This is a genomic window from Streptosporangium sp. NPDC049078 (genome assembly GCF_040648855.1).
GTDB lineage: Bacteria > Actinomycetota > Actinomycetes > Streptosporangiales > Streptosporangiaceae > Streptosporangium.
In genome coordinates this window covers 1-23,890 of record NZ_JBEZEL010000032.1, presented here as the reverse complement: position 1 = coordinate 23,890, position 23,890 = coordinate 1, and the positions used below count along the sequence as shown (strand labels likewise).

The window sequence follows — 23,890 nt, the reverse complement described above, 5'->3', positions numbered from 1 at the left end:
TGGACCGATGAGCGAGTCCGAGCAGTTCGTTTCCAGCACCTCCGACGCGGCGGGCGGCAGGCGGGGAGAACCTTCGGCGTTCGCGACATCCCTCGCGGACCTGCCCGTCGAGCGGCGGCTCGGCTTCCTGGTCGGGCTCGTGCACGACCTGACCGTCGAGATCCTGGGGAACATGCTCCCGTACGCGCCCGAGGAGGTGAACCCCGACCAGGCGTTCAGGGAGATGGGCTTCGACTCGCTCGCCGCCGTCGAACTGCACGACCGGCTGGCCGAGCGGATCGGCGCGGAGCTGCCGATGACGATCGCCTTCGACCACCCCACCCCGGCGGCCGTCGCCGCCTACCTGTTCACCGAGGTCCTCGACCTGGCAGGGGAGAGGATCTCCGAGGTCCACGCGGCCGCCGGCTCCGACGAGCCGATCGCGATCGTCGGCATCGGCTGCCGCTACCCGGGCGGCGTCGCCACTCCCGAGGAGCTGTGGCGGCTCGTCGCCGAAGGGCGCGAGACGGTCACCGGGTTCCCCACGGACCGAGGGTGGGACCTGGGCCGGCTGTTCGACGACGACCCGGCGAAGTCCAACACCAGCTACGCGCGCGTCGGGCACTTCCTGCACGACGCCGCGGAGTTCGACCCCGACTTCTTCGGGATCAACCCGCGTGAGGCCGAGGCGATGGACCCGCAGCAGCGCCTCGTCCTGGAGACCGCCTGGGAGGCCTTCGAACGAGCCGGTATCGACCCGCGTTCGCTGAAAGGCAGCCAGACCGGCGTGTTCATCGGCGCGGAGCCGCAGGACTACGGTCCCCGGCTGGACAAGGCGCCCAGGGAGGTCGAGGGATATCTCGTCACCGGCAACGCCACCAGCGTGGTGTCGGGCCGCATCGCCTACGCCCTCGGCCTGGAAGGCCCGACCCTCACCGTCGACACCGCCTGCTCCGCCTCCCTGGTCGCGATCCACCTCGCCTGCCAGTCGCTGCGGACGGGCGAGACCTCGCTCGCCCTCGCCGGCGGCGTGACCGTGATGTCCACCCCCGGTACCTACACCGCGTTCAGCCGGCAGGGCGTGATCGCCGCCGACGGCCGCTGCAAGGCGTTCTCCGCCTCCGCCAACGGCACCGGCTTCTCCGAGGGCGTCGGCGTCATCGTGGTCGAGCGGCTCTCGGACGCGGTGCGCGCCGGGCACCCGGTGCTGGCGGTCATCCGTGGCTCGGCGATCAACCAGGACGGTGCCAGCAGCGGGCTGACCGCGCCGAACGGCCCCTCGCAGGAGCGGGTCATCCGCCAGGCGATGGCGAACGCCGGACTGTCCAGCGGGGACGTCGACGTGGTCGAGGCGCACGGCACCGGCACCAAGCTGGGTGACCCGATCGAGGCGCACGCCCTGCTGGCGACGTACGGGCGCGACCGCGGCGACGCCCGGCCGCTCAAACTGGGCTCGATCAAGTCGAACATCGGCCACACCCAGGCGGCCGCCGGTTCAGCCGGTGTGATCAAGATGGTGATGGCGATGCGGCACCGCGTGCTGCCCCGCACCCTGCACGTCGACGAGCCCTCCCCGTACGTCAACTGGTCCGTCGGCGCCGTCGAAGTGCTGACCGAGGACCTGCCCTGGGACAAGTCCGGCGCCCCGCGCCGGGCCGCGGTGTCCTCCTTCGGCGTCAGCGGCACCAACGCGCACGTGATCCTGGAGGAGCCCCCGACCGCCGAGCTCGTCCCGGACGGCGTGGACGGCGAAGACGGCAAGGACGGCGTGGACGGCGAGATCACAGCGCCGGCCGCCGTCGCGCAGGAGCGGATCGAGCCCGCCGTGGTGCCCGCCGCGGTGCCGGTGGCGCTGTCGGCCAGGGGAGGAAAGGCGCTGCGCGACCAGGCCGCGCGCCTCGCCGCCCACGTGGCGGCCCACGAGGACCTGGGACTGGTCGACATCGGACACTCTCTGCTGACCACACGGTCGGTGTGGGACCACCGCGCCGTGGTCGTCGCCGGGGACAGGCAGGAACTGCTCGCCGCCCTCGCCGCCCTCGCCGAGGGCGAGTCGGCCCCCGGCGTGGTCGAGGGCGTCGCCTCCACCGGGGAAGGCCCGATCTTCGTCTTCCCCGGCCAGGGGTCCCAGTGGGCGGGAATGGCCGCAGAGTTGCTCGACTCCTTCCCCGTCTTCGCGCGGAGCATGGCGGAATGCGCGGCGGAGATCGAGACCCACGTGGACTGGAGACTGCTCGACGTGCTGCGCGGCGCACCGGACGCGCCCTCCCTGGACCGGCTGGACGTGGTCCAGCCGGTGCTGTTCGCGGTGATGGTCTCGCTCGCCGCGCTCTGGGAGTCCTACGGGGTGAGGCCCGCCGCCGTCGTCGGCCACTCGCAGGGCGAGGTGGCCGCCGCGTACGTGGCCGGAGGACTGTCGCTGGCCGACGCGGTACGCGTGATCGTGCTGCGCAGCCGGCTGTTCACCGAGACCCTGCTGGGCAAGGGCGGAGTCGCCGCGGTCGCGCTGCCCGCCAACGAGGTCGAGCGGCGGCTCGCCCGCTGGCACGGCAAACTGTCCGTCGGAGGCAAGAACGGCCCCTTCTCCTCGACCGTGGTCGGCGACGCCGGCTCCCTGGCCGAGCTGGTCGCCGAGTGCGAGGCCGAGGGCGTGCGCGCCCGCGTGATTGCCTCTTCGGTCGCCTCACACTGCGCCCAGGTCGATCCGCTGCGCGAGCGGCTGCTGGAACTGCTCGCCCGGGTCTCCCCGAAGACCGGCCACACCCCGTTCTACTCGACGGTGACCGGCGGCCTGCTCGACACCGCCGAGCTGACCGCCGAATACTGGTTCGGCAACGCCCGCTACCCGGTGGAGTTCCACCAGGTGGTCCGGACGCTGCTGGCCGAGGGACACCGCGTGTTCCTGGAGTCGAGCCCGCACCCGGTGCTCGTGATGAGCGTCCAGGACACGATCGACGAGGCCGGCGTCGACGCCTCCGCCTTCGGCTCGCTGCGCCGCGACGAGGGCGGCCCGCGCCGTTTCCTCGCCTCGGCGGCCGAGGCCCACGTCCGCGGCCTGAGCGTCGACTGGGAGCAGGCGTTCGCCCCGTACGGCCCGCGGCGGGTCGACCTGCCCACCTACGCCTTCCAGCACCGACGCTTCTGGCTGGACGCCGGCGTGTCCGGAGGCGACGTCACCTCGGCGGGGCTGGTCGCCGCCGAGCACCCGCTGCTGGGCGCGGCCGTGATGCTCGCCGACTCCGACGGGGTGCTGTTCGCCGGCCGTCTCTCGCTGCAGACCCACCCCTGGCTCGCCGACCACGCCGCCTCGGGCACCGTGCTGCTGCCGGGTACGGCGTTCGTGGAGCTGGCGGTGCGCGCCGGTGACCAGGTGGGGTGTGGGACGGTGGACGAGCTGGCCCTGGAGGCGCCGCTGCCGCTGGGGGACGACGGCGTGCAGGTACAGGTGTCGGTGGGGGCGCCCGACGGGTCGGGCCGCCGTCCGGTCGCCGTCCACTCGCGCTCGGAGAGCGCCCCGGTCGACGCCCCGTGGACCCGTCACGCGACCGGTTTCGTGATCCCGGCCGGATCTCCGGAGGTGTTCGATCTCGTCGAGTGGCCTCCGGCGGGTGCGACGCCGGTGGAGGTGGACGGCCTGTACGAGCGGCTCGCGGGCCAGGGGTACGGGTACGGCCCGGTGTTCCAGGGGGTGCGGGCGGCCTGGCGGCGCGGTGAGGAGATCTTCGCGGAGGTGGACCTGCCCCAGGGGGTGGCCGCCGACGCCGGGAGGTTCGGCCTGCACCCGGCGCTGCTGGACGCCGCCCTGCACGCGGAGTCGCTGCTGGAGGGCGAGCAGGAGGCCGCGGGGCGTGGCGTGAGCCTGCCGTTCGCCTGGAGCGGGGTCTCCCTCTACGCCACGGGCGCCTCCACCGTGCGGGTGCGGCTGTGGTCGGAAGGCCCGGACACCGTGTCGCTGCGGCTGGCCGACACCTCGGGGGCCGCCGTCGCCTCCGTACGCTCGCTGGTCTCGCGCCCCGTCTCCGCCGAGTCGCTCTCCGCGGCCGCCGCCTCGCACCACGACTCCCTGTTCCGCCTCGACTGGGCGGTGCTGCCGGTGGTGGAGACGTCGGGGGCGACCGGGGCCGCCCTGCTCGGCCCCGACACGCACGGCCTGCGGACGGCGGGCGTGGTGAGCGGGGAGTTCGCCGACCTGGCCTCGCTCGCGGGCACGGACGCGGTTCCCGACCTGGTGTTCACCTCCTTCCCGGGAACCGGGACCGACGCGGATGTGGCGGGCGAGGCACGACAGGCCACCCGCCGGGCGCTGGGGCTGGTGCGGGAGTGGCTCGCCGAGGAGCGGTTCGGGTCGGCGCGGCTGGTGGTGGTGACCAGGGGCGCCGTCGCGACCGGGCCCGGTGAGGACGTGCGCGACCTGGCGAACGCGCCGGTGTGGGGCCTGCTGCGGTCGGCGCAGTCGGAGAACCCGGATCGCATCGTGCTGGTGGACCTCGACGAGCACGACGTGCCGGGCGCGGCCCTGCTCGCGGCCGCGGGCTCCGGCGAGCCGCAGCTGGCCGTACGGTCCGGCACGGTGCTCGTCCCCCGCCTGGCGCGGGCGGCGGGTGGGGACGGGCTCGCGGTGCCGGCGGGGGTGGCCGAGTGGCGGCTGGACGCGCCGGTCAAGGGGAGCCTGTCGGACCTGGCGCTGGTCCCGGCACCCGAGGCGGCGAGGGCACTGGAGGCCGGCGAGGTGCGGGTCTCCATCCGCGCGGCCGGGCTCAACTTCCGGGACCTGGTCGTCACCCTGGGCATGGTGCCCGAGAACGACGAGCCCATCGGCGGAGAGATCGCCGGCGTGGTGCTTGAGGTCGGTGCCGGGGTGGACGACCTGGCGCCGGGTGACCGGGTCTTCGGTCTGCTGGACGGCGCGTTCGGCCCGGTGGGGGTGACCGACCGGCGGCTGCTCGCGCCGATTCCCGAGGGCTGGACCTTCGAGCGGGCCGCGTCCGTCCCGGTGGTCTACCTCACCGCCTACTACGGGCTCGTCCAGCTCGGCGGCCTGAGCTCGGGGGAGTCGGTGCTGGTGCACGCGGGTGCCGGTGGGGTGGGGATGGCGGCGGTGCAGTTGGCGCGGTATCTGGGGGCGGAGGTGTTCGCGACGGCGAGTCCTGCCAAGTGGGGGGTGTTGCGGTCGTTGGGGCTGGATGAGGAGCACATCTCCTCGTCGCGGGATCTGGACTTCGAGGAGCGTTTCCTGGGGGTGACGGGTGGTCGTGGGGTGGATGTGGTGCTGAACTCGCTGGCGCGTGAGTTCGTGGACGCCTCCTTGCGCCTGCTGCCCCGAGGCGGCCGCTTCCTGGAGATCGGCAAGACCGACCTGCGCGCCCCCGAGGAGGTCGCCGCCGCCTGTCCCGGAGTCGACTACATCCCGTACTCGCTGATGGAGGCGGGGCTCGACGGCCTGCGCGACATGTTGGCGGAGGTGCTCGATCTGTTCGGGCGGGGGGTGTTGCGGCCGTTGCCGGTGCGGTCGTGGGATGTGCGGCGGGCGGCGGAGGCGTTTCGGTTCCTGGCGGGGGCGCGGCATGTGGGCAAGGTGGTGTTGCGGATGCCGCAGGTGTTCGGTCCGGGGGGGACGGTGTTGGTGACGGGTGGTACGGGGTTGTTGGGTGGGTTGGTGGCGCGGTATCTGGTGGGGGTGTGTGGGGTGGGTCATGTGGTGTTGGTGAGTCGGCGGGGGCGTGGGGCGGAGGGGGTTGCGGAGTTGGAGGCGGAGTTGGTGGGGTTGGGGGCGCGGGTGAGTGTGGTGGCGTGTGATGTGGCCGATCGTGAGGGGTTGGCGGCTGTGTTGGCGGGGATTCCCGCGGATCGGCCGTTGACGGGGGTGGTGCACACCGCCGGCGTCCTCGACGACGGTGTCATCGAGACGTTGACTCCCGAGCGGGTGGACGCGGTGTTGCGGCCGAAGGTGGACGCGGCGTGGAACCTGCACGAGCTCACCCGTGACATGGACCTGTCGGCGTTCGTGATGTTCTCCTCGGCCGCCGGAGTCTTCGGTGACGCGGGACAGGGCAACTACGCCGCCGCCAACGTCTTCCTGGACGCGCTGGCGGCGCACCGCAGGGCTCAGGGGCTGGCCGGGCTCTCGCTGGCCTGGGGTTTCTGGAACCAGCGCAGCGGCATGAGCGCCCATCTGGACGACACCGACATCGCGCGCATGGAGCAGTCCGGTGCCCGAGGCCTCTCCTCCGAGGAGGGGATCGCCCTGTTCGACGCGGCCCGCGCCTTCGACGAGGCGCTGCTCGTGCCGATCCACCTCGACCTCACCGCGCTGCGGGCAGGGTCCGCCGCGCCGCCGGCGTTGCTGCGAGGACTCGTCCGCACCCCGGCCCGCCGCGAGGTGACGGCGTCCGCCACCCCCGCGTCCGGCGGTGGCTCTCCCCTGCGACGGCAGCTGGAAGGACTCCCCGAGGCCGAGCGGGACCGCGTGCTCGTCTCGCTGGTCCGTACGCAGGCCGCCACCGTGCTCGGTCACACCGACGCCGACTCGGTGCCGCCGGGTCGCGCCTTCAGGGAACTGGGCTTCGACTCGCTCACCGCCATCGAACTGCGCAACCGGCTCAACACCGCCACCGGCCTGCGCCTGCCCGCCACCCTCGTCTTCGACTACCCGACCCCCGAGACCCTGGCCGAGCACCTCAGGGGCAGACTGCTCGGAGCAGGAGTCTCCGCCGCGCACGCCGAGCCGCTCGCGCCGGTCTCGGTGGCCGCGGACGACGACCCCATCGTGATCGTCTCCATGAGCTGCCGCTACCCCGGCGGCATCGACTCGCCGGAGGCGCTGTGGCGGCTGCTGGCCGAGGGCGGGGAGGCCATCTCCGAGTTCCCCGCCAACCGGGGCTGGGACCTGGAGCGGCTCTTCGACCCCGACCCCGCCCGGCACGGCACCAGCTACGCGCGCGGCGGCGGCTTCATGCACGACGCGGGCGAGTTCGACGCGGGCTTCTTCGGTATCTCGCCGCGCGAGGCCCTCGCCACCGACCCGCAGCAGAGGCTGCTTCTTGAGGCGTCCTGGGAGGTGCTGGAGCGCGCGGGGATCGCCCCCGACGCGCTCAAGGGCAGCTCCACCGGCGTGTTCGTCGGAGCTTCGAGCACCGGATACGCCACCGGGCTGGCGAAACTGCCCGAGGGCGTCGAAGGCTACCTGCTCACCGGCAACTCCAGTTCGGTGATGTCCGGCAGGGTGGCCTACGTGCTCGGCCTGGAAGGCCCGGCCGTCACGGTGGACACCGCCTGCTCGTCGTCGCTGGTGGCACTCCACCTCGCCTGCGACTCCCTGCGACGGGGCGAGAGCACGCTCGCGCTGGCCGGCGGAGTGACGGTGGTCTCCACTCCCGAGCTCTTCGTGGAGTTCAGCCGTCAGCGCGGCCTCGCCCCCGACAGCCGGGTCAAGTCCTTCGCGGACGCCGCGGACGGCACGGTGTTCTCCGAGGGCGTCGGCATGGTCGTCCTGGAGCGGCTGTCGGACGCGCGTCGCAACGGTCATCCGGTGCTGGCGGTGGTGCGGGGCAGCGCGGTCAACCAGGACGGTGCCAGCAACGGCCTGTCGGCTCCGAACGGACCCTCCCAGCAGCGCGTCATCCGCCAGGCGCTCACCAACTCCCGTCTCGCGCCGTCGGACGTCGACGCGGTGGAGGCGCACGGCACCGGCACCACGCTCGGCGACCCGATCGAGGCCCAGGCGCTGCTCGCCACCTACGGTGAGGGCCGCTCCCCGGAGCGTCCGCTCCGGCTGGGCGCGATCAAGTCCAACATCGGCCACACCCAGTGCGCCGCCGGGGTCGCGGGCGTCATCAAGATGGTGCTCTCCATCCACAACGGCATGCTCCCGCGTACCCTCCACGTGGACGCGCCCACCTCCCACGTCGACTGGTCGGCGGGTGCGGTGTCGCTGCTCACCGAGCCCGTCGAGTGGCCGGAGAACGGCCACCCGCGCCGCGCGGGCGTGTCGGCCTTCGGTATCAGCGGTACCAACGCCCACGTCATCATCGAGCAGGCCCCCGCCCCCGCCCTCGTCGACACCGAGGCCGAGGTCGAAGAGGGGCTGCCGACTCCGGTGGCGGAGTTCGCCGGAGGGTTGCCGTTGCCGTTCGTGCTGTCGGCGCGCAGCGAGGAGGCGTTGGGCGCGCAGGCCGCGCGTCTGGCCGGGCACATCGAGGAGCGGCCGGAGGTCGGTCTGCTGGATGTGGCGTACTCGCTGGCGACGACGCGTGCTGCCCTCGATCATCGTGCGGTGGTGGTGGGCGGGGACCGTGGAAGTGTGGTGGCCGGGTTGTCGGCGGTAGCCGGTGGTTCGGGTGTGGTGCGGGGTCGGGTGGGTGATGGCCGGGTGGCGGTGTTGTTCACCGGTCAGGGCAGTCAGCGGGCCGGGATGGGCCGGGAGTTGTATGGGCGGTTCCCGGTGTTCGCGGCGGCGTTGGACGCGGTGGTCGCGGAGCTGGATCCGCTGCTTGAGGGGTCGTTGCGTGAGGTGCTGTTCGCCGAGCCGGGGTCGGCGCAGGCGGAGGCGCTGGACCAGACCGGGTGGGCGCAGCCGGCGCTGTTCGCGGTGGAGACGGCGTTGTTCCGGCTGGTGGAGTCCTGGGGGGTGGCGCCGGATGTGCTGGCGGGTCATTCGGTCGGGGAGATCGCGGCGGCTCATGTGGCGGGGGTGTTGTCGCTGGCCGATGCGTGTGCGTTGGTGGCGGGCCGGGCGCGGTTGATGCAGGCGCTGCCCGCGGGTGGGGCGATGGTGTCGGTGCGGGCCTCCGAGGAGCAGGTCGCCGGGCTGCTGGCCGGGCGCGAAGACCAGGTGTCCATCGCGGCCGTCAACGGTCCGACCTCGGTGGTGATCTCCGGTACCGAAGAGGCGGTGCTGGAAGTGACCGCCGCTCTGCGGGAACGGGAGATCAGGACGAAGCAGCTGCGGGTGTCGCACGCGTTCCATTCGCCGTTGATGGACCCGATGCTGGAGGAGTTCCGGGCGGTGGCGGCGACGCTGTCCTACGACCCGCCGCGGATCCCGGTGGTCTCGACGCTGACCGGGGAGCTCGCCACCGACGAGCAGCTGTGTTCGCCGGAGTACTGGGTGGAGCAGGTGCGTGGTGCGGTGCGGTTCGCCGATGGGGTGGGGGTGTTGGTTTCTGCGGGGGTGGAGACGTTCGTGGAGGTGGGGCCGGACGGGGTGTTGTCGGCGATGGGGCAGGAGTGCCTGGCCGGTGACGGGTCCGGTGGTGTTTCCGGCGATGGGCCGGCGGCGGCTGGTTCGGGGGCGGTGTTCGTGCCGGTGATGCGCCGGGATCGTGGTGAGGCTTCGGAGTTGGTCACGGCGTTGGGCGCTTTGCATGCGCGGGGGGTGGCCGTTGACTGGGAGGCGTTCTTCACCGACGCCGCCACCGCGTCCGTCGCTCCCGCCGAGGTGACCGCCGAGAGCGGCACGGCCACGGGTGCGGTCGCCGTGGACGGCGCCGTGGTGCGTGCGAGGAAGGCACGCAGGGTGGAGTTGCCGACGTACGCCTTCCAGCACCGCCACTACTGGCTGGAGACCGGTGACCTCACCGCCGACGCGTCCGGTTTCGGACAGGTGCCCGCCGAGCACCCCCTCCTCGGCGCGGTGGTGGCGTTGCCCGAGTCCGGCGGCGCCGTGCTGACCGGACGTGTCTCGCTGAGCAGCCATCCCTGGCTGGCCGACCACACCATCCTGAACACCGTCATCGTGCCGGGCACGGCCTTCGTCGAGCTCGCCGTCCGCGCGGGAACCCAGGTCGGCTGTGACACCGTCGAGGAACTCACCCTGGAGACCCCGCTGGTCCTTCCCGGCAGGGAGGGCGTCGCGCTCCAGGCGGTCGTGGGAGGCGCCGACGACTCCGGCCGCCGCACGCTGTCGCTGTACTCGCGCACCGGTACGGGCGACGAGCCGTGGACCCGGCACGCCACCGGCCTCCTCGCGCCGTCCGCCCCGTCCGGCGACTTCGACCTCGGTGAGTGGCCACCGCCCGGCGCCGAGCCTGTCGAGCTCACCGGCCTCTACGAGCGGCTGGCCACCGAGGGGGCAGGTTACGGCCCGGCCTTCCAGGGGCTGCGCGCCGCCTGGCGACGGGGCGGTGAGGTGTTCGCCGAGGTCGCGCTGCCCGAGGGCGTCGCCGCCGACGCCGCGCTCTTCGGCGTCCACCCGGCCCTGCTGGACGCCGCGCTGCACGCCATCGAACTCGGCGAACCGGCCGAGCCCGGCAGGCCCGTCGAGCTGCCGTTCGCCTGGAACGGAGTCGCCCTGCACGCGACCGGCGCCTCGTCGGTGCGGGTGAGGGTCTCCAGGAACGGTTCCGACACCGCCTCGCTCCAGGTGGCCGACGGCACCGGTGCCCCGGTGGTCACCATCGGGTCGCTGGCCATGCGCCCGGTCTCCGGCGAAGGGCTCGGTGCCGCCCGCGACTCGCTGTACCGGGTGGACTGGACGGCGGTGCCCGTCGTCGAGGGCGGCGGAGAGTGGGTCGTCCTCGGGGCCGAGGACGACCGGCTGGGCCGGGCACTGCGCTCGGCGGGACTCGACGTCTCCTTCGTCGCGAACCTCGACGCGCTGCGCGCCATGCCCGTCAGGCCGAAGACCGTACTGGTCCCGGCCCTCTCCGGCGGGGACGGCGGGGACGGCGGTGCGGCGGAGACGGCGAGGACCGCGACACTGCGCACCCTGGACCTGCTCGGCACCTGGCTCGCCGACGACCGACTCGCCGGGACCAGGCTGGCCGTGGTGACCCGCGGCGCGGTCAGGACCGGCTCCGGCGACGGCCCGCCCGACCTCGCGCAGGCTCCGCTGTGGGGTCTGGTCCGCGCGGCGCAGGCGGAGAATCCGGGCAGGTTCCTCCTCCTGGACGTGGACGGCTCCGACGACTCCCACCGCGCGCTGCCCGGCGTGCTGGACGTGGGCGAGTTCGAACTGGCACTGCGCGACGGCCTGGCCATGGTGCCGCGCCTGGCCAGGACCGGCTCGGCGGGCCTGCTGACACCACCGGCCGGCGAGGGAGCCTGGCGGCTGGAGGTGACCAGGCAGGGCACGCTGGACAACCTCGCGCTGTCCGCGTGCGACGCCCGTGATCGGCCGCTGGAGCCCGGCGAGGTGCGCGTGGCGATCCGTGCCGGCGGCCTGAACTTCCGCGATGTCATGATCACCCTCGGCATGTATCCCGGCCGGGCCGACCTGGGCGCGGACGCCGCCGGGGTGGTCACCGAGGTCGGGCCCGGGGTGGTCGGCCTCGCGCCCGGCGACCGCGTGATGGGCCTCGTCGACGCCTGCTTCGGCCCGTACGCGGTGGTCGACCACCGGATGGTCGTGCCGATCCCGGCGGGCTGGTCCTTCGCCGAGGCGGCGTCGGTGCCCGCCGTGTTCGCCACCGCCTACTACGGCCTCGTGGACCTGGCCGACCTCAAGGAAGGGGAGTCGGTGCTGGTCCACGCGGCGGCCGGTGGCGTCGGCATGGCGGCCGTCCAGCTCGCCGCCCACCTGGGCGCCGAGGTGTTCGGCACGGTGAGCGACGGCAAGCGGGACGCGCTGCGGGCCCTGGGCGTCCCCGACGACCGCATCGCCTCCTCCCGCGACCTGGACTTCAGGAGCCGCTTCCTGGAGGCCACCGGCGGCCGAGGCGTGGACGTCGTGCTCAACTCGCTGGCCAGGGAGTTCGTGGACGCCTCCTTGGACCTGCTGCCGCGCGGCGGCCGCTTCGCCGAGATGGGCAAGACCGACGTGCGATACCCGGAGGAGGTCGCGGCGCAACATCCCGGAGTCGCCTACCGGGCGTTCGACCTCTCCGACGCCGGTCCCGACCGGACCGCGGAGATCCTGGCCGAGCTGGTCCGGCTTTTCGAACAGGGTGTGCTCACCCCGCCGCCGATCCGCACCTGGGACGTACGCCGCGCGCCCGAGGCGTTCCGGTTCATGGCGCAGGCCAGGCACGTCGGCAAGCTCGTGCTCACCGTGCCCGCGCCGCTCGACGGGAACGGCACGGTGCTCGTCACCGGCGGCACCGGCGGCCTCGGCGCCCTCGTCGCGAGGCACCTCGTCACCGGTCACGGAGCCCGTCACCTCGTACTCGCCGGTCGGCGGGGCATCGACGCCCCGGGTGCCGAGCGGCTCCGCGACGAACTGACCGGGCTCGGAGCCGAGGTCACCGTCGCCTCGTGCGACGTCTCCGACAGGGAGGCCCTGGCCGCGCTTCTGGGCGACCTGCCCGGCGGCCGCCCGCTCACCGCGGTCGTCCACACGGCCGGAGTCGTGGCCGACGGTGTCGTCGGGTCGCTCTCGCCCGGCCAGGTCGACACGGTCTGGCGGCCGAAATCCGACGCGGCCTGGCACCTGCACGAGCTCACCCGCGGACTCGACCTGTCCGCGTTCGTGCTCTTCTCCTCCTCGGCGGGCACGCTGGACGGTGCCGGGCAGGGCAACTACGCGGCGGCGAACGCCTTCCTGGACGCGCTGGCCGAGCACAGAAGGTCCGCGGGCCTGCCCGCGGTCTCCCTCGCCTGGGGTATGTGGGCACCCGAGATCGGCGGCATGACGGCACAGCTCGGCGAGACCGACCTGCGCCGGCTGCGTGCCTCCGGCCTGCTGCCGCTCACGGCCGAGGCCGGGATGGCGCTGCTCGACCGGTCGCTCGACTTCGGGGAGGCCACCCTGGTCCCCATCCGGCTGGATCTGACGGCCCAGCGCTCACGGGCCGAGGCGCTTCCGGCGATGCTCCGCGGTCTGGTCACCACCAGGACTCGCCGGGCGGTCCGCGAGGCGGCTTCGGCCCCGGTCGAGCAGTCGTTGCGGCAGCGGCTGGAGTCGCTGTCGGCCACCGGCCGCGACCGCCTGCTGCTGGACCTGGTGCGCACCCACGTCGCCGCGGTCCTCGGACACCTGGACGGTGACGCGGTCGATCCGCTCAGGCCGTTCAAGGAGCTGGGTTTCGACTCGCTGACCGCTGTGGAGCTCCGTAACCGGCTCGGTGCCGCCACCGGCGTGCGGCTGCCCGCGACCCTCATCTTCGACTACCCGACCCTGGCCTCGGTCGCCGACCACATCAGGACCGAACTCGTCGCCGACGAGCCGCCCGCGGCGACGCTGGAGGCGGAGCTCGCCAGGCTCGAACACGCGATGGAGACCGCGGCGCCCGACCCGGTGGAGCACGAGAGGATCACCGGCCGGCTGCGCGCGCTCACCTCCAGATGGATCGAGACACACCGGAGGGAGGCGACGACGACCGGCGGGACCGAGCTGGAGTCGGCGACCGCGGACGAACTGTTCGACATCCTCGACAGTGAGCTGTGACGGGCTTCGACCTGGGATGGACTCCTCGCGCCCCGCGCGGGGAGGTCCTGCCCCGGGACATCCGGTCCCTCACCGCCACCCGTCGCAGGGATGAGCCGTATGGCCCCTCCGGCCGATGTGCCGACTATCGCCCGCTGATTACGCTTCGGCCTATGGACAGCGAAGGGATCCGCGCGGAGAGTCAGGAAGTCGAGGAGATCGTCCGGCTCGACTCGGTGCAGAAGACCTACCGGAGCGGAGCGGACGTCGTCGTCGCTCTGGGAGGTGTGACGATCGGCTGCCCTCGCGGCAGCCTCACCGCGATCATCGGGCCGTCCGGGTCGGGCAAGAGCACGCTGCTGCAGTGCGCGGCCGGGCTCGACAGGCCGACCTCGGGAACGGTGACCCTGGAGGGGAGGGAGCTGAACGGGCTCGACGAGGCGGCGCTGACGGAGTTGCGCCGTGAACGGATCGGCTTCATCTGCCAGAAGTTCAACCTGCTGCCCGCACTGGACGTTGAGGAGAACGTCGTCCTGCCCCTCTCCCTGGCGGGCAGGGCCGCCGACCCCTCGCTGCTCGCCGAGGTGATGCGCAGGGTCGGGCTGGCCGACAGGACGCGCCACCGGCCGTACGAACTCTCCCCGGGACAGCGCCAGCGGGCCGCCATCGCCCGTGCCCTGGTCACCCGCCATCCGGTGATCTTCGCCGACGAGCCGACCGGCGCGTTGGACGCCCGCGCCACCGAGAGTGTCCTCGGGCTGCTCCAGGAGGCCGTGCACGAGGGCGGCCGGACCGTCGTCATGGCCAGCCACGACCCGCTGATCGCCTCCTACGCCGATCGCGTCGTCTTCCTCGCCGACGGCCGCGTCGTCGACGAGCGGAGCCTGCCGATGGACAGGGCGGTGGTCCAGAGGATGTCGCACCTCGGCATCTGGGACAGGCCACCGAGGCCAGAAGAGGGGAACGTCGGCTGATGTGGCGCCTCGCCCTGCGCACGCTGTCCTTCCGCAAGGATGTCTTCGCCGCCGTCTTCACCGCGATGCTCCTCGGTGCCGTGATCGTCTCGGCTGCCGGTGCGCTGATGGAGACCGGCCTCCGGGGGAAGGTGCCGCCCCAGCGCCTGGCGGGGGCGCCGATCGTGATAGTCGGTGACCCGTCCTATCCGCTGCCCAAAGCCGACCTCCGGGACGAGGACACCGAGTGGACGCGGTTGACCGAACGCGTGCGGCTCGGTGTCGGCCTGCTCGACACCCTGAGGGCCGTGCCCGGGGTGGACCGGGTGATCGGTGACCTGTCGTTTCCCGCCACGATCCTGCTGGGGAATCGGCCGGCGGGCGTCGGGCACGACTGGAGCTCCGCCCGGCTCGCGCCGTACGAGCTGGGCGCCGGCACGCCGCCCGGAGGTTCGGGGGAGGTGGTGCTCGACGCCACGCTGGCCCGGCGTTCCGGTGCCCGGGTGGGAGACCGGGTCGAGGTCGCGGTCGGCGGCGTCGCCGGGACCTACCGGGTCACCGGTGTCGCCGCGCCCGCGGACGGTCGCGCGATCACCGAGGCCGCGATGTTCTTCTCCGCGTCCGACGCCCGGCGCCTGGCCGGGCACCCCGGCACCGTCGACGCCGCCGCGGTCCTGCCCGCCCGGGGGATCGACGCCGGGGTGCTCCGCCCGCGGATCCAGGCCGCGCTGCACGGTCACATGGCGACGGCTCTGGTCGGTGACGACCGCGGACTGGCCGAGTTCCCCGAGGGCAGGGACGGCGGCGAGAACCTCGTCGTCATCTCCGGGGTGACCGCGGGGACGACGCTCCTGGTCGCCGCACTCGTCGTGGCGGGCACCCTCGGCATGTCGGTCGAGCACCGCAGCCGGGAGATGGCGCTGCTGAAGGTGATGGGCACGTCCCCGGCGCGGATCCGGCGCATGGTGTTCAGCGAGGGGATGACGGTCTCCGCGCTCGCCGTCGTGCCGGGCTGCCTGCTCGGTCCCTACCTCGGACACTGGTTGTTCGGGCGGTTGGTGGCCGACGGGCTGGTCCCCGAGGTCATGCCGTTCCAGCAGAGCTGGATCCCGGTCCTGGCCGCCGTCGCGACGTGCCTGCTCGCCGCGGCGGCGGCGGTGTTCCTTCCGGCGAGGCGGGCGTCGATGATCCCGGCCGTCGAGCCGCCCGCCGGCACCGTGCCCCGGCGGCGGCCGCTCGGCCTGGTGCGGTCGGCGATCGCGCTGGTCTGCCTCGCCGGCGGCGCGGCGCTCGCCGTCTCGGCGGCGGTGGCGTCCCGCCCACCCGGGGTGATCTCCGTCTGTCTCACCGTGATCGCGCTCTCCGTCGGGCTGACCCTGGTCGCCCCTCGTATGACGGTGGCGATGACCGAGGCCCTGCGCCGGCCGGTCCGCGCGGTCTTCGGTCAGCCTGGACACCTCGCCATCCTCAACACCCGCGCGCGGACCGTCCGGGTGGCCGCCGCGGCCACGCCCATCATGCTCGTCACGGGAATCGCCCTGGCCAACGTCTACCTTCAGGTGTCCCCGGCGGGTGTGGCCGAGCGCGCGTACGTCAGGGACCTGCGCGCCGACGTCGTGCTCACCGCGCAGACCGGCGGCCTGGCCACCGACCTGCTCGGCCGGGTCCGGTCGATCCCGGGTGTCGCGGGAGCCTCGGAGTTCGTGACCGGCACCGTGTTCCTGGAGAGCCCGTACGACGCCTGGCAGGGCGAGGACGGATGGCCGGCCCGGGGGATCACCGCGGAGGGCGCCGAGCACGTCATGAAGCTCAGGCTCACCGCCGGTACGCTCACCGGGCTGCGCGGGCACAGCGTCGCGCTGGCCGAGGGGCACGCCCGGCAACTCGGCCGCGGTCTCGGCGACACGGTCAGGATCCGCCTGGGCGACGGACACGCGGCCGAGTTGAGGGTGGTCGCGCTGCTGTCGGCGAAGGCGGGTGCCGAGACGGTCCTGATGCCGGCCGACCTGCTGGCACAGCACACCACGGCCGGCCTGCCGCCCCAGATCCTCGTGCGCGCGGTCTCGGACGGAGACGTCCCCCGGGTGGCCGCGACCCTGGCCGGGGTGGCGCGAGCCGTGCCGGGGCTGCGGGTGAGCGGCGACGACGTGTTGTCCGGCCCGCACACCGAGCGGGAACGGACGCGGGCATGGGTGAACCACCTGCTCATCGGGACGACACTCGCCTTCGTCGTGATCTCGGTGATCAGCACCCAGGCGGCGGGCGCGGTACGGCGGCGCAGGGAGTTCAGGCTGCAACGGCTGATCGGCTCCAGCCGGGGGCAGATCCTGCGGATGATGGGCGTCGAGGGGGTCCTGGTCGCCGTCATCGGCGTCGTGCTCGGCACCGTGTGCTTCGTGCCCTTGCTGCTGCCCTTCACCATCGCGGTCAACGGCTCCCCGCTTCCCTCAGGACCGGTGTGGCTCTACGTCATCGTGGTCTGCTCCGTCGGCCTGTCCGCGCTCATGGGAGCCCTGTCGCCCGCGTGGATCGTCACCCGTCCCCGCCGCGTCCGCTCCGCCGACTCCGGGGGCTCCTAGCGGGTCACGGGTCGCCGGATACCGGCGCCTGCCCTCCCCTCGGCCGGCCCGCGTGGCCCCGGTCGCGAGGGGCCGTCGCACGCGATGTTCCAGCCGGGGTTCACCGTCCGGTCCACCGGCTAGGGGAGGGGGCACGACACCCCCTCCCTTCGCCGTTCCGGCACGTCTCCACATGCTCTGACCTGGTCGTGCCGCCGACGGCCGCCCCGGAAGCCGGGGTTCTCCTCAGGGGAGGCTGAGGGGTGCGCTAGGGGTCGGTTTCATCGCACCCACATAGGTAGCGTGCTACTTGGTTCGGCATGGAAAACGGCGGACAGCAGTTTTCCCCACCTTCTGGAATCGGTGCGGGTTACCCGTGACCGCGAAGCACGAAGACGAATTCGCTGATCTCGCGGTAGGCAGTCTGATCTCGTTTGAATGAAATCCGGAGGAAATCTTCATGCGTGTCCTGTTCACCCTGCACGCCGCGAACGCCCATCTCTTTCTGGTGGTGCCGATCGCGTGGGCGCTGAAGGCCGCGGGCCACGAGGTGATCGTCGCCACCCAGCCGGACATCCTCGACGAGGTCACCCGGACCGGCCTGACCGCGGTATCGGTGGGTGAGATGTCCAACGTGGCCGAGCGGCTCGCGACCGTCCCCGCCGACCAGCAGATCTTCGGTTCCGGCTACGACATCGCCGAGGAGCGGCCCGACGTCCTCACCTACGAGTACGTGCGCGACTGCATGGCCTCCTTCGCCTCACCCCTCGCGCTGGATTTCATCACGGACGAGTCGATGTACGACGACCTCGTCGCCTTCTGCCGCCACTGGCGTCCCGACCTGGTGGTCTGGGACTCGATCACCTTCCCCGGCCCGGTGGCGGCCCGGGCCTGCGGAGCCGCGCACGTCCGGTCGACCTTCGGCAGGGACCACTGGGGGCGGATGCGCTCGCTGTTCCTGCGGTTGAGGGAGACGCGGCCGGGGCACCCCGTCGAGGACCCGGTGGCCGACTGGGTGACCGCGAAGCTGGCGAGGTACGGCTGCGAATTCCACGAGGACACCATTCTGGGCCAGGCCACCGTCGACTCGATGCCGGTCTGGACGCGCTTTCCCGTCGAGCACGACTACCTGCCCGTCCGTTTCGTCCCCTACAACGGTCCCGCCGTCCTCCCGGACTGGCTGCGCGAGGCCGGGTCCGGGCGGCCCCGGGTCTGCTTCACCCTCGGCGTGTCGGGGCGCGAGGTGTGGGGCGGGAACGGCAGCATCGGAGCCGCCGACCTGTTCGAGGCCGTGGCCGACCTCGACCTCGAACTGGTCGCCACCCTCAACGCCGCCCAGCTCGATCCGGGGGAGAAGGTTCCGGACAACGTGCGGATCGTCGACTACGTCCCGCTCAACTCCCTGCTGCCGGGTTGCGCGGCGATCGTCCATCACGGTGGCACCGGGACGTTCGGGACCGCGATCGCGCACGGGATTCCGCAGCTCGTCGTCCCCGCGAAACTCTACGACGAGGCGGGCATGGCCCGGCGGCTGGCCGCCGAGGGCGCGGGCCTCGTCCTTGAGCCGGAGAAGCTCTCGGCGCGGACGCTCAGGGAGAACCTGCTGCGCCTGATCGACGAGCCGTCGTTCAGGGAGAACGCGACCCGGCTCAGGGACATCGCCGAGGCCACCCCGGCCCCGCACGATCTCGTACGCGACCTGGAAGAGCTGGTCGCCCGCCACCGGGCGGAGAACGGCGAGCCGACGCCGGCCGGCTGAGGTTCGCCCGCGATTCACCGGAACGCCGAACACGGGCCGCCCCGCGACGCGAGCGCCCTTTTCCTTTACGCCTCGACCCGAGACGCACGGTTCGACCGGGCGAGGCCCCCGAACGGTCTGACAGGGGTGACGTGGTGGAGAACGACGGCAAACTTCTCGACTATCTGCGGCGGGCGACGACCGATCTGCGGGAGGTCAGGCAGAGGCTGCGAGAGGCCGAGCGCAGGGAGACCGAGCCCATCGCGATCATCGGGATGAGCTGCCGGTTCCCCGGGGGAGTGGACAGTCCGGAGGCGCTGTGGCGGCTGCTGGCCGAGGGCGGCGACGCCATCTCGTCGTTCCCCGAGGACCGTGGCTGGGACGTCGACGACCTCTACGACCCCGACGCGGACCGTCCGGGCAAGAGCTACACGCGCTCGGGCGGCTTCCTCTACGACGCGGCGGGGTTCGACCCGGCCTTCTTCGGGATCAACCCCCGGGAGGCGGTGGCGATGGACCCCCAGCAGCGACTGCTGCTGGAGACCGCCTGGGAGGCGTTCGAGGACGCGGGGATCGACCCGCTGTCCGCGCGGGGCAGTGCCGTCGGCGTCTACGCGGGGGTGATCTACCACGACTACGGCTCCAGGGCCCGCGTCGTCCCCGACGAACTCGGCGGCTACATCGGCAACGGCAGCGACGGCAGTGTCGCCTCCGGACGGGTCGCCTACGTGCTCGGCCTGGAGGGGCCCGCGGTCTCGGTGGACACCGCGTGCTCCTCGTCCCTGGTGGCTCTGCATCTTGGCGTCCAGGCACTGCGTCAGGGCGAGTGCTCGATGGTGCTGACCGGCGGCGTGACGGTCATGTCCACGCCGAGCACCTTCGTGGAGTTCAGCCGCCAGCGGGGCCTCGCCCCCGACGGCCGGTGCAAGGCCTACGCCGCCGCGGCGGACGGCACCGGCTGGGGCGAGGGCGTGGGCATGCTCCTGATGGAACGCCTCTCGGACGCCCAGCGCGCCGGACACCCGATCCTGGCGGTCATCCGCGGCTCGGCGATCAACCAGGACGGCGCCAGCAGCGGGCTGACCGCGCCGAACGGACCCGCACAGCAGCGGGTCATCCGCCAGGCGCTGGCCAACGCGCGTCTGTCGGCCGCCCAGATCGACGCCGTCGAGGGGCACGGCACCGGCACCGGCCTCGGCGATCCGATCGAGGCGCAGGCGCTGCTCGCCACGTACGGACGGGAACGCCCCGAGGGCAGGCCGCTCCGCCTGGGCTCGATCAAGTCGAACATCGGCCACACGCAGGGGGCCGCGGGCGTCGCCGGCGTGATCAAGATGGTGCTGGCGATGCGGCACGGAGTCCTGCCCCGCACCCTGCACGTGGACGAGCCCTCACCGCACGTCGACTGGTCGGCCGGTGACGTCACGCTGCTGACCGAGGCCGAGACCTGGGAGAACGGCGGCGCCCCGCGCAGAGCCGGCGTCTCCTCCTTCGGGGTGAGCGGCACCAACGCGCACGTCATCCTGGAGGAGGCGCCACCGCCTGCGCCGGAGGCCGCGGACGGTACGGAGCACGCGGGCGGTACGGAGCACGCGGGCGGTACGGACACGGACGGCGCCGTCGCCGGCGGGTACGGCCCACCCCTCGTGGTGCCCTGGGTGATCTCGGGAAAGGGCGAGGAGGCGCTGCGCGCCCAGGCGGAACGCCTCGCGGCGCACGTGGACGCCGACGCCGGGCTGTCGCCGGTCGACGTCGGGCACGCCGCCGTCACCTCCCGCGCGGCCTTCCCGCATCGCGCCGTGGTGGTCGGCACCGGCCGAGCCGACCTGCTGGCGGGCGTGCGCGCCGTCGCCGGACACGACGCCGCGCCGAACGTCGTGCGCGGCGTCGCGGTCCCCGACCCGAAAGTGGTGTTCGTCTTCCCCGGGCAGGGAGCGGCGTGGGCGGGGATGGCCGTCGAGCTGATGGACTCCTCACCGGTGTTCGCCACCCGGATGGCCGAGTGCGCCGACGCGCTCGCGACGTTCGTCGACTGGAAGCTCGTGGAGGTGCTGCGCGGCGAGCCGGGCGCGCCGCCGCTGGGACGGGTGGACGTGGTGCAGCCCGCGCTGTGGGCCGTCATGGTCTCGCTGGCCGAGCTGTGGCGCTCGTACGGTGTCGAACCCGACGCCGTCGTCGGCCACTCGCAGGGAGAGGTCGCCGCCGCCTGCGTGGCGGGCGCTCTGTCGCTGGAGGACGGCGCCCGGGTGGTCGCGCTCCGCAGCCTCGCCATCGGCGAGGAGTTGTCCGGCCACGGGGAGATGATGGCGGTCTCGCTCCCGGCCGAGCGGATGCGGGAACTGCTGGCACCCTGGGGCGACCGCGTGGCGGTGGCCGCGGTGAACGGTCCCGGATCCGTGGTGCTCTCCGGCGAGACGGAGGCCCTGGACGAGCTGCTGGAACGGCTGGTGGCCGACGGCGTCCGCGCCAGGAAGATCCCCGTCGACTATCCGTCGCACTCGGCGTACGTGGAGCCGCTCAGGGAGCGGATCCTGGCCGACCTGGAGGGGATCGCCCCCGGGTCGGCGGGAGTGCCCTTCTACTCCACGGTGACCGGCGAGCCGATCGACACCGCGGGACTCGACGCCGGTTACTGGTACACCAACCTCAGGCGGCAGGTGCGCTTCGAGGAGGCCACCCACGCGCTGGTGCGGGATGGGCACGCTCTGTTCATCGAGATCGGCCCCCACCCGGTGCTCACCGTGGGCGTCCAGGAGAGCGTGGAGGCCATGGAGGTCGCAGCCGGTACCGCGGTCGCCGTCGGCTCCCTGCGGCGCGACGAGGGCGGCATGAACCGGTTCGTCACCTCGCTGGCCGAGGCGTACGCGCACGGGGCGCCGGTGAACTGGGAACCGCTGTTCGCCCCCCACGACCCTCGCCCGGTGAAGCTCCCCACGTACGCCTTCCAGCGTGAGCGGTACTGGCTGGACGCCACCGACGCGATCGACCTGGCGTCCACCGGCCTGACCGCGGCCGGTCACCCGCTGCTCGGCGCGGCGGTGACATCGGCGGGAACCGGCGAGGTCCTGCTGACCGGGCGGCTGTCGACGCGCACGCACCCCTGGCTCGCCGACCACGCCGTGGCGGGCACCGTGCTGCTGCCGGGTACGGCGTTCGTGGAGCTGGCGATGCGTGCCGGTGACCGGGTGGGGTGCGGGACGGTGGACGAGCTGACGCTTGAGGCGCCGCTGCCGCTGAGAGAGGGCGGCGTGCAGGTGCAGGTGTCGGTGGGGGCGTCGGACGAGACGGGCCGCCGCCCGGTCGCCGTGCACTCCCGCCCGGAGGACGCAGGCGACGAGGCGGACGCGCCCTGGACCCGGCACGCCACGGGTTTCCTCGTCGCCGACCTCCCCGCAGACCCCTTCGACCTGGCCGAGTGGCCTCCGGCGGGTGCGACGGCACTGGAGGTGGACGGCCTGTACGAGCGGCTGGCCGACCAGGGATACGAGTACGGCCCGCTGTTCCAGGGGCTGCGGGCGGCCTGGCGACGCGGTGAGGAGATCTTCGCCGAGGTCGCCCTCCCCCAGGACGCGCGAGGAGAGGCGGGGAGGTTCGCCCTGCACCCGGCGCTGCTGGACGCCGCCCTGCACGCCGAGGCACTGCTGGAGGGCGGGTCCGGCGAGGTGAGCCTGCCGTTCGCCTGGTCCGGCGTCTCCCTGCACGCCGAGGGTGCCGCCGAGCTGAGGGTGCGCCTGTCGCCCGCCGGCACCGACACGGTCTCGCTCCGGCTCGCCGACGTCTCGGGGAGCCCGGTGGCGTCCGTGGAGTCCCTGCTGTCGCGTCCCCTCCCGGCGGACCGGCTCTCCGCGGCGGCCGACGCCCGCCGCGACTCCCTCTTCCGGGTGGACTGGACGGTGCCGCCACTCGCCGAGATCCCCGCCGGGCAGCGGTACGCGGTGCTGGGCGCCGACGGGATCGGGCTGGCCGAGGCACTGCGCGCGACCGGTGCGCAGGTCGAGGAGTTCGAGGACCTGGGGTCGTCGGCGGCCTCCGAGGTCGTGCCGGATCTGGTGTTCGTCCCCTTCCCGCCTTCCGAGGGGCAGGAGAACGGAGACGTCGCGGCTCGGGTACGGACGACGACGCACCGGGCGCTGGGGCTGGTGCGGGAGTGGCTCGCCGAGGAGCGGTTCGGGTCGGCGCGGCTGGTTGTGGTGACCAGGGGCGCGGCCGCCGTGCACGGCGACGACGTCACCGACCTGGCGGGCGCCGCGGCCCTTGGCCTGCTGCGCGCCGCCCAGGCGGAGAACCCGGGCCGCCTCCTGCTGGTGGACCTCGACGAGAGCCCCGTTTCCGGTACGGCGTTGCTCAGCGCGACGACCCCGGACGAGCCGCAGGTGGCCGTACGGGACGGAAAGGCGTGGGCGCCGCGCCTGGCGCGGGCGGCGGGCGGGGACGGGCTCGCGGTGCCGGCCGGGGTGGCCGAGTGGCGGCTGGACGCGCCGGTCAAGGGGAGCCTGTCGGACCTGGCGCTGGTCCCGCACCCCGCGTCCGGCAGGGCGCTGGAGCCGGGCGAGGTGCGGATCTCCGTCCGCGCCGCCGGGATGAACTTCCGCGACGTCGTCGTGGCGCTCGGCATGGTGCCCGAGCGCGATGTGCCGATGGGAGGCGAGGCCTCCGGCGTGGTGCTTGAGGTCGGTGCCGGGGTGGACGACCTGGCGCCGGGTGACCGGGTCTTCGGTCTGCTGGACGGCGCGTTCGGCCCGGTGGGGGTGACCGACCGGCGGCTGCTCGCGCCGATTCCCGAGGGCTGGACCTTCGAGCAGGCGGCGTCCGTCCCCGCCGTGTTCCTCACCGCCTACCACGGCCTGAGGCACGTGGCCCGCCTCCAGCCGGGGGAGTCGGTGCTGGTGCACGCGGGTGCCGGTGGGGTGGGTATGGCGGCGGTGCAGTTGGCGCGGTATCTGGGGGCGGAGGTGTTCGCGACGGCGAGTCCTGCCAAGTGGGGGGTGTTGCGGTCGTTGGGGCTGGATGAGGAGCACATCTCCTCGTCGCGGGATCTGGACTTCGAGGAGCGTTTCCTGGGGGTGACGGGTGGTCGCGGGGTGGATGTGGTGCTGAACTCGCTGGCGCGTGAGTTCGTGGACGCCTCCTTGCGCCTGCTGCCCCGAGGCGGCCGGTTCGTCGAGATGGGCAAGACCGACATCCGTGACGCCGCCGCGACCGGCGACGCGTATCCGGGGGTCGAGTACGCGGCCTTCGACCTCATCGACTCCGGCCCCGACCACATCCGCGACATGTTGGCGGAGGTGCTCGATCTGTTCGGGCGGGGGGTGTTGCGGCCGTTGCCGGTGCGGTCGTGGGATGTGCGGCGGGCGGCGGAGGC

At 73.2% G+C, this 23,890-nt stretch carries 5 protein-coding genes; all 5 read left to right on the top strand.

Annotation, left to right across the window (positions count from 1 at the left end; translation table 11 throughout):
* Window positions 1–7: 7 nt before the first annotated feature.
* Window positions 8–13,300 carry an SDR family NAD(P)-dependent oxidoreductase gene (locus AB0B90_RS37665; protein WP_362926660.1) on the top strand — a complete coding sequence of 4,431 codons (13,293 nt, stop codon included), beginning with the start codon at window positions 8–10 and terminating at the stop codon, window positions 13,298–13,300.
* Window positions 13,301–13,452: 152 nt separating this feature from the next.
* The gene (locus AB0B90_RS37660; RefSeq protein ID WP_350950354.1) at window positions 13,453–14,253 is read left to right on the top strand and encodes an ABC transporter ATP-binding protein; all 801 of its coding nucleotides are present in this window, start codon (window positions 13,453–13,455) and stop codon (window positions 14,251–14,253) included.
* Window positions 14,253–16,811, top strand: a complete 2,559-nt coding sequence (locus AB0B90_RS37655) for an FtsX-like permease family protein (RefSeq protein ID WP_362926657.1) — start codon at window positions 14,253–14,255, stop codon at window positions 16,809–16,811. The genes AB0B90_RS37660 and AB0B90_RS37655 overlap by 1 nt, the downstream gene beginning before the upstream one ends.
* Window positions 16,812–17,250: 439 nt before the next feature.
* Complete coding sequence (locus AB0B90_RS37650) at window positions 17,251–18,549, top strand: activator-dependent family glycosyltransferase (RefSeq protein WP_362926655.1); 1,299 nt, start codon at window positions 17,251–17,253, stop codon at window positions 18,547–18,549.
* A 131-nt stretch (window positions 18,550–18,680) separates the two neighbouring features.
* Window positions 18,681–23,890, top strand: a 5,210-nt coding sequence (locus AB0B90_RS37645; RefSeq protein WP_362926653.1) for a beta-ketoacyl synthase N-terminal-like domain-containing protein, incomplete at its 3' end; no start/stop codon positions are given.

Excerpts from the sequence above, each read along its gene's own strand:
- AB0B90_RS37650 (WP_362926655.1), top strand. The coding sequence starts at position 17,251 with ATGCGTGTCCTGTTCACCCTGCACGCCGCGAACGCCCATCTCTTTCTG.
- AB0B90_RS37655 (WP_362926657.1), top strand. The coding sequence starts at position 14,253 with ATGTGGCGCCTCGCCCTGCGCACGCTGTCCTTCCGCAAGGATGTCTTC.
- AB0B90_RS37665 (WP_362926660.1), top strand. The coding sequence starts at position 8 with ATGAGCGAGTCCGAGCAGTTCGTTTCCAGCACCTCCGACGCGGCGGGC.
- AB0B90_RS37660 (WP_350950354.1), top strand. The coding sequence starts at position 13,453 with ATGGACAGCGAAGGGATCCGCGCGGAGAGTCAGGAAGTCGAGGAGATC.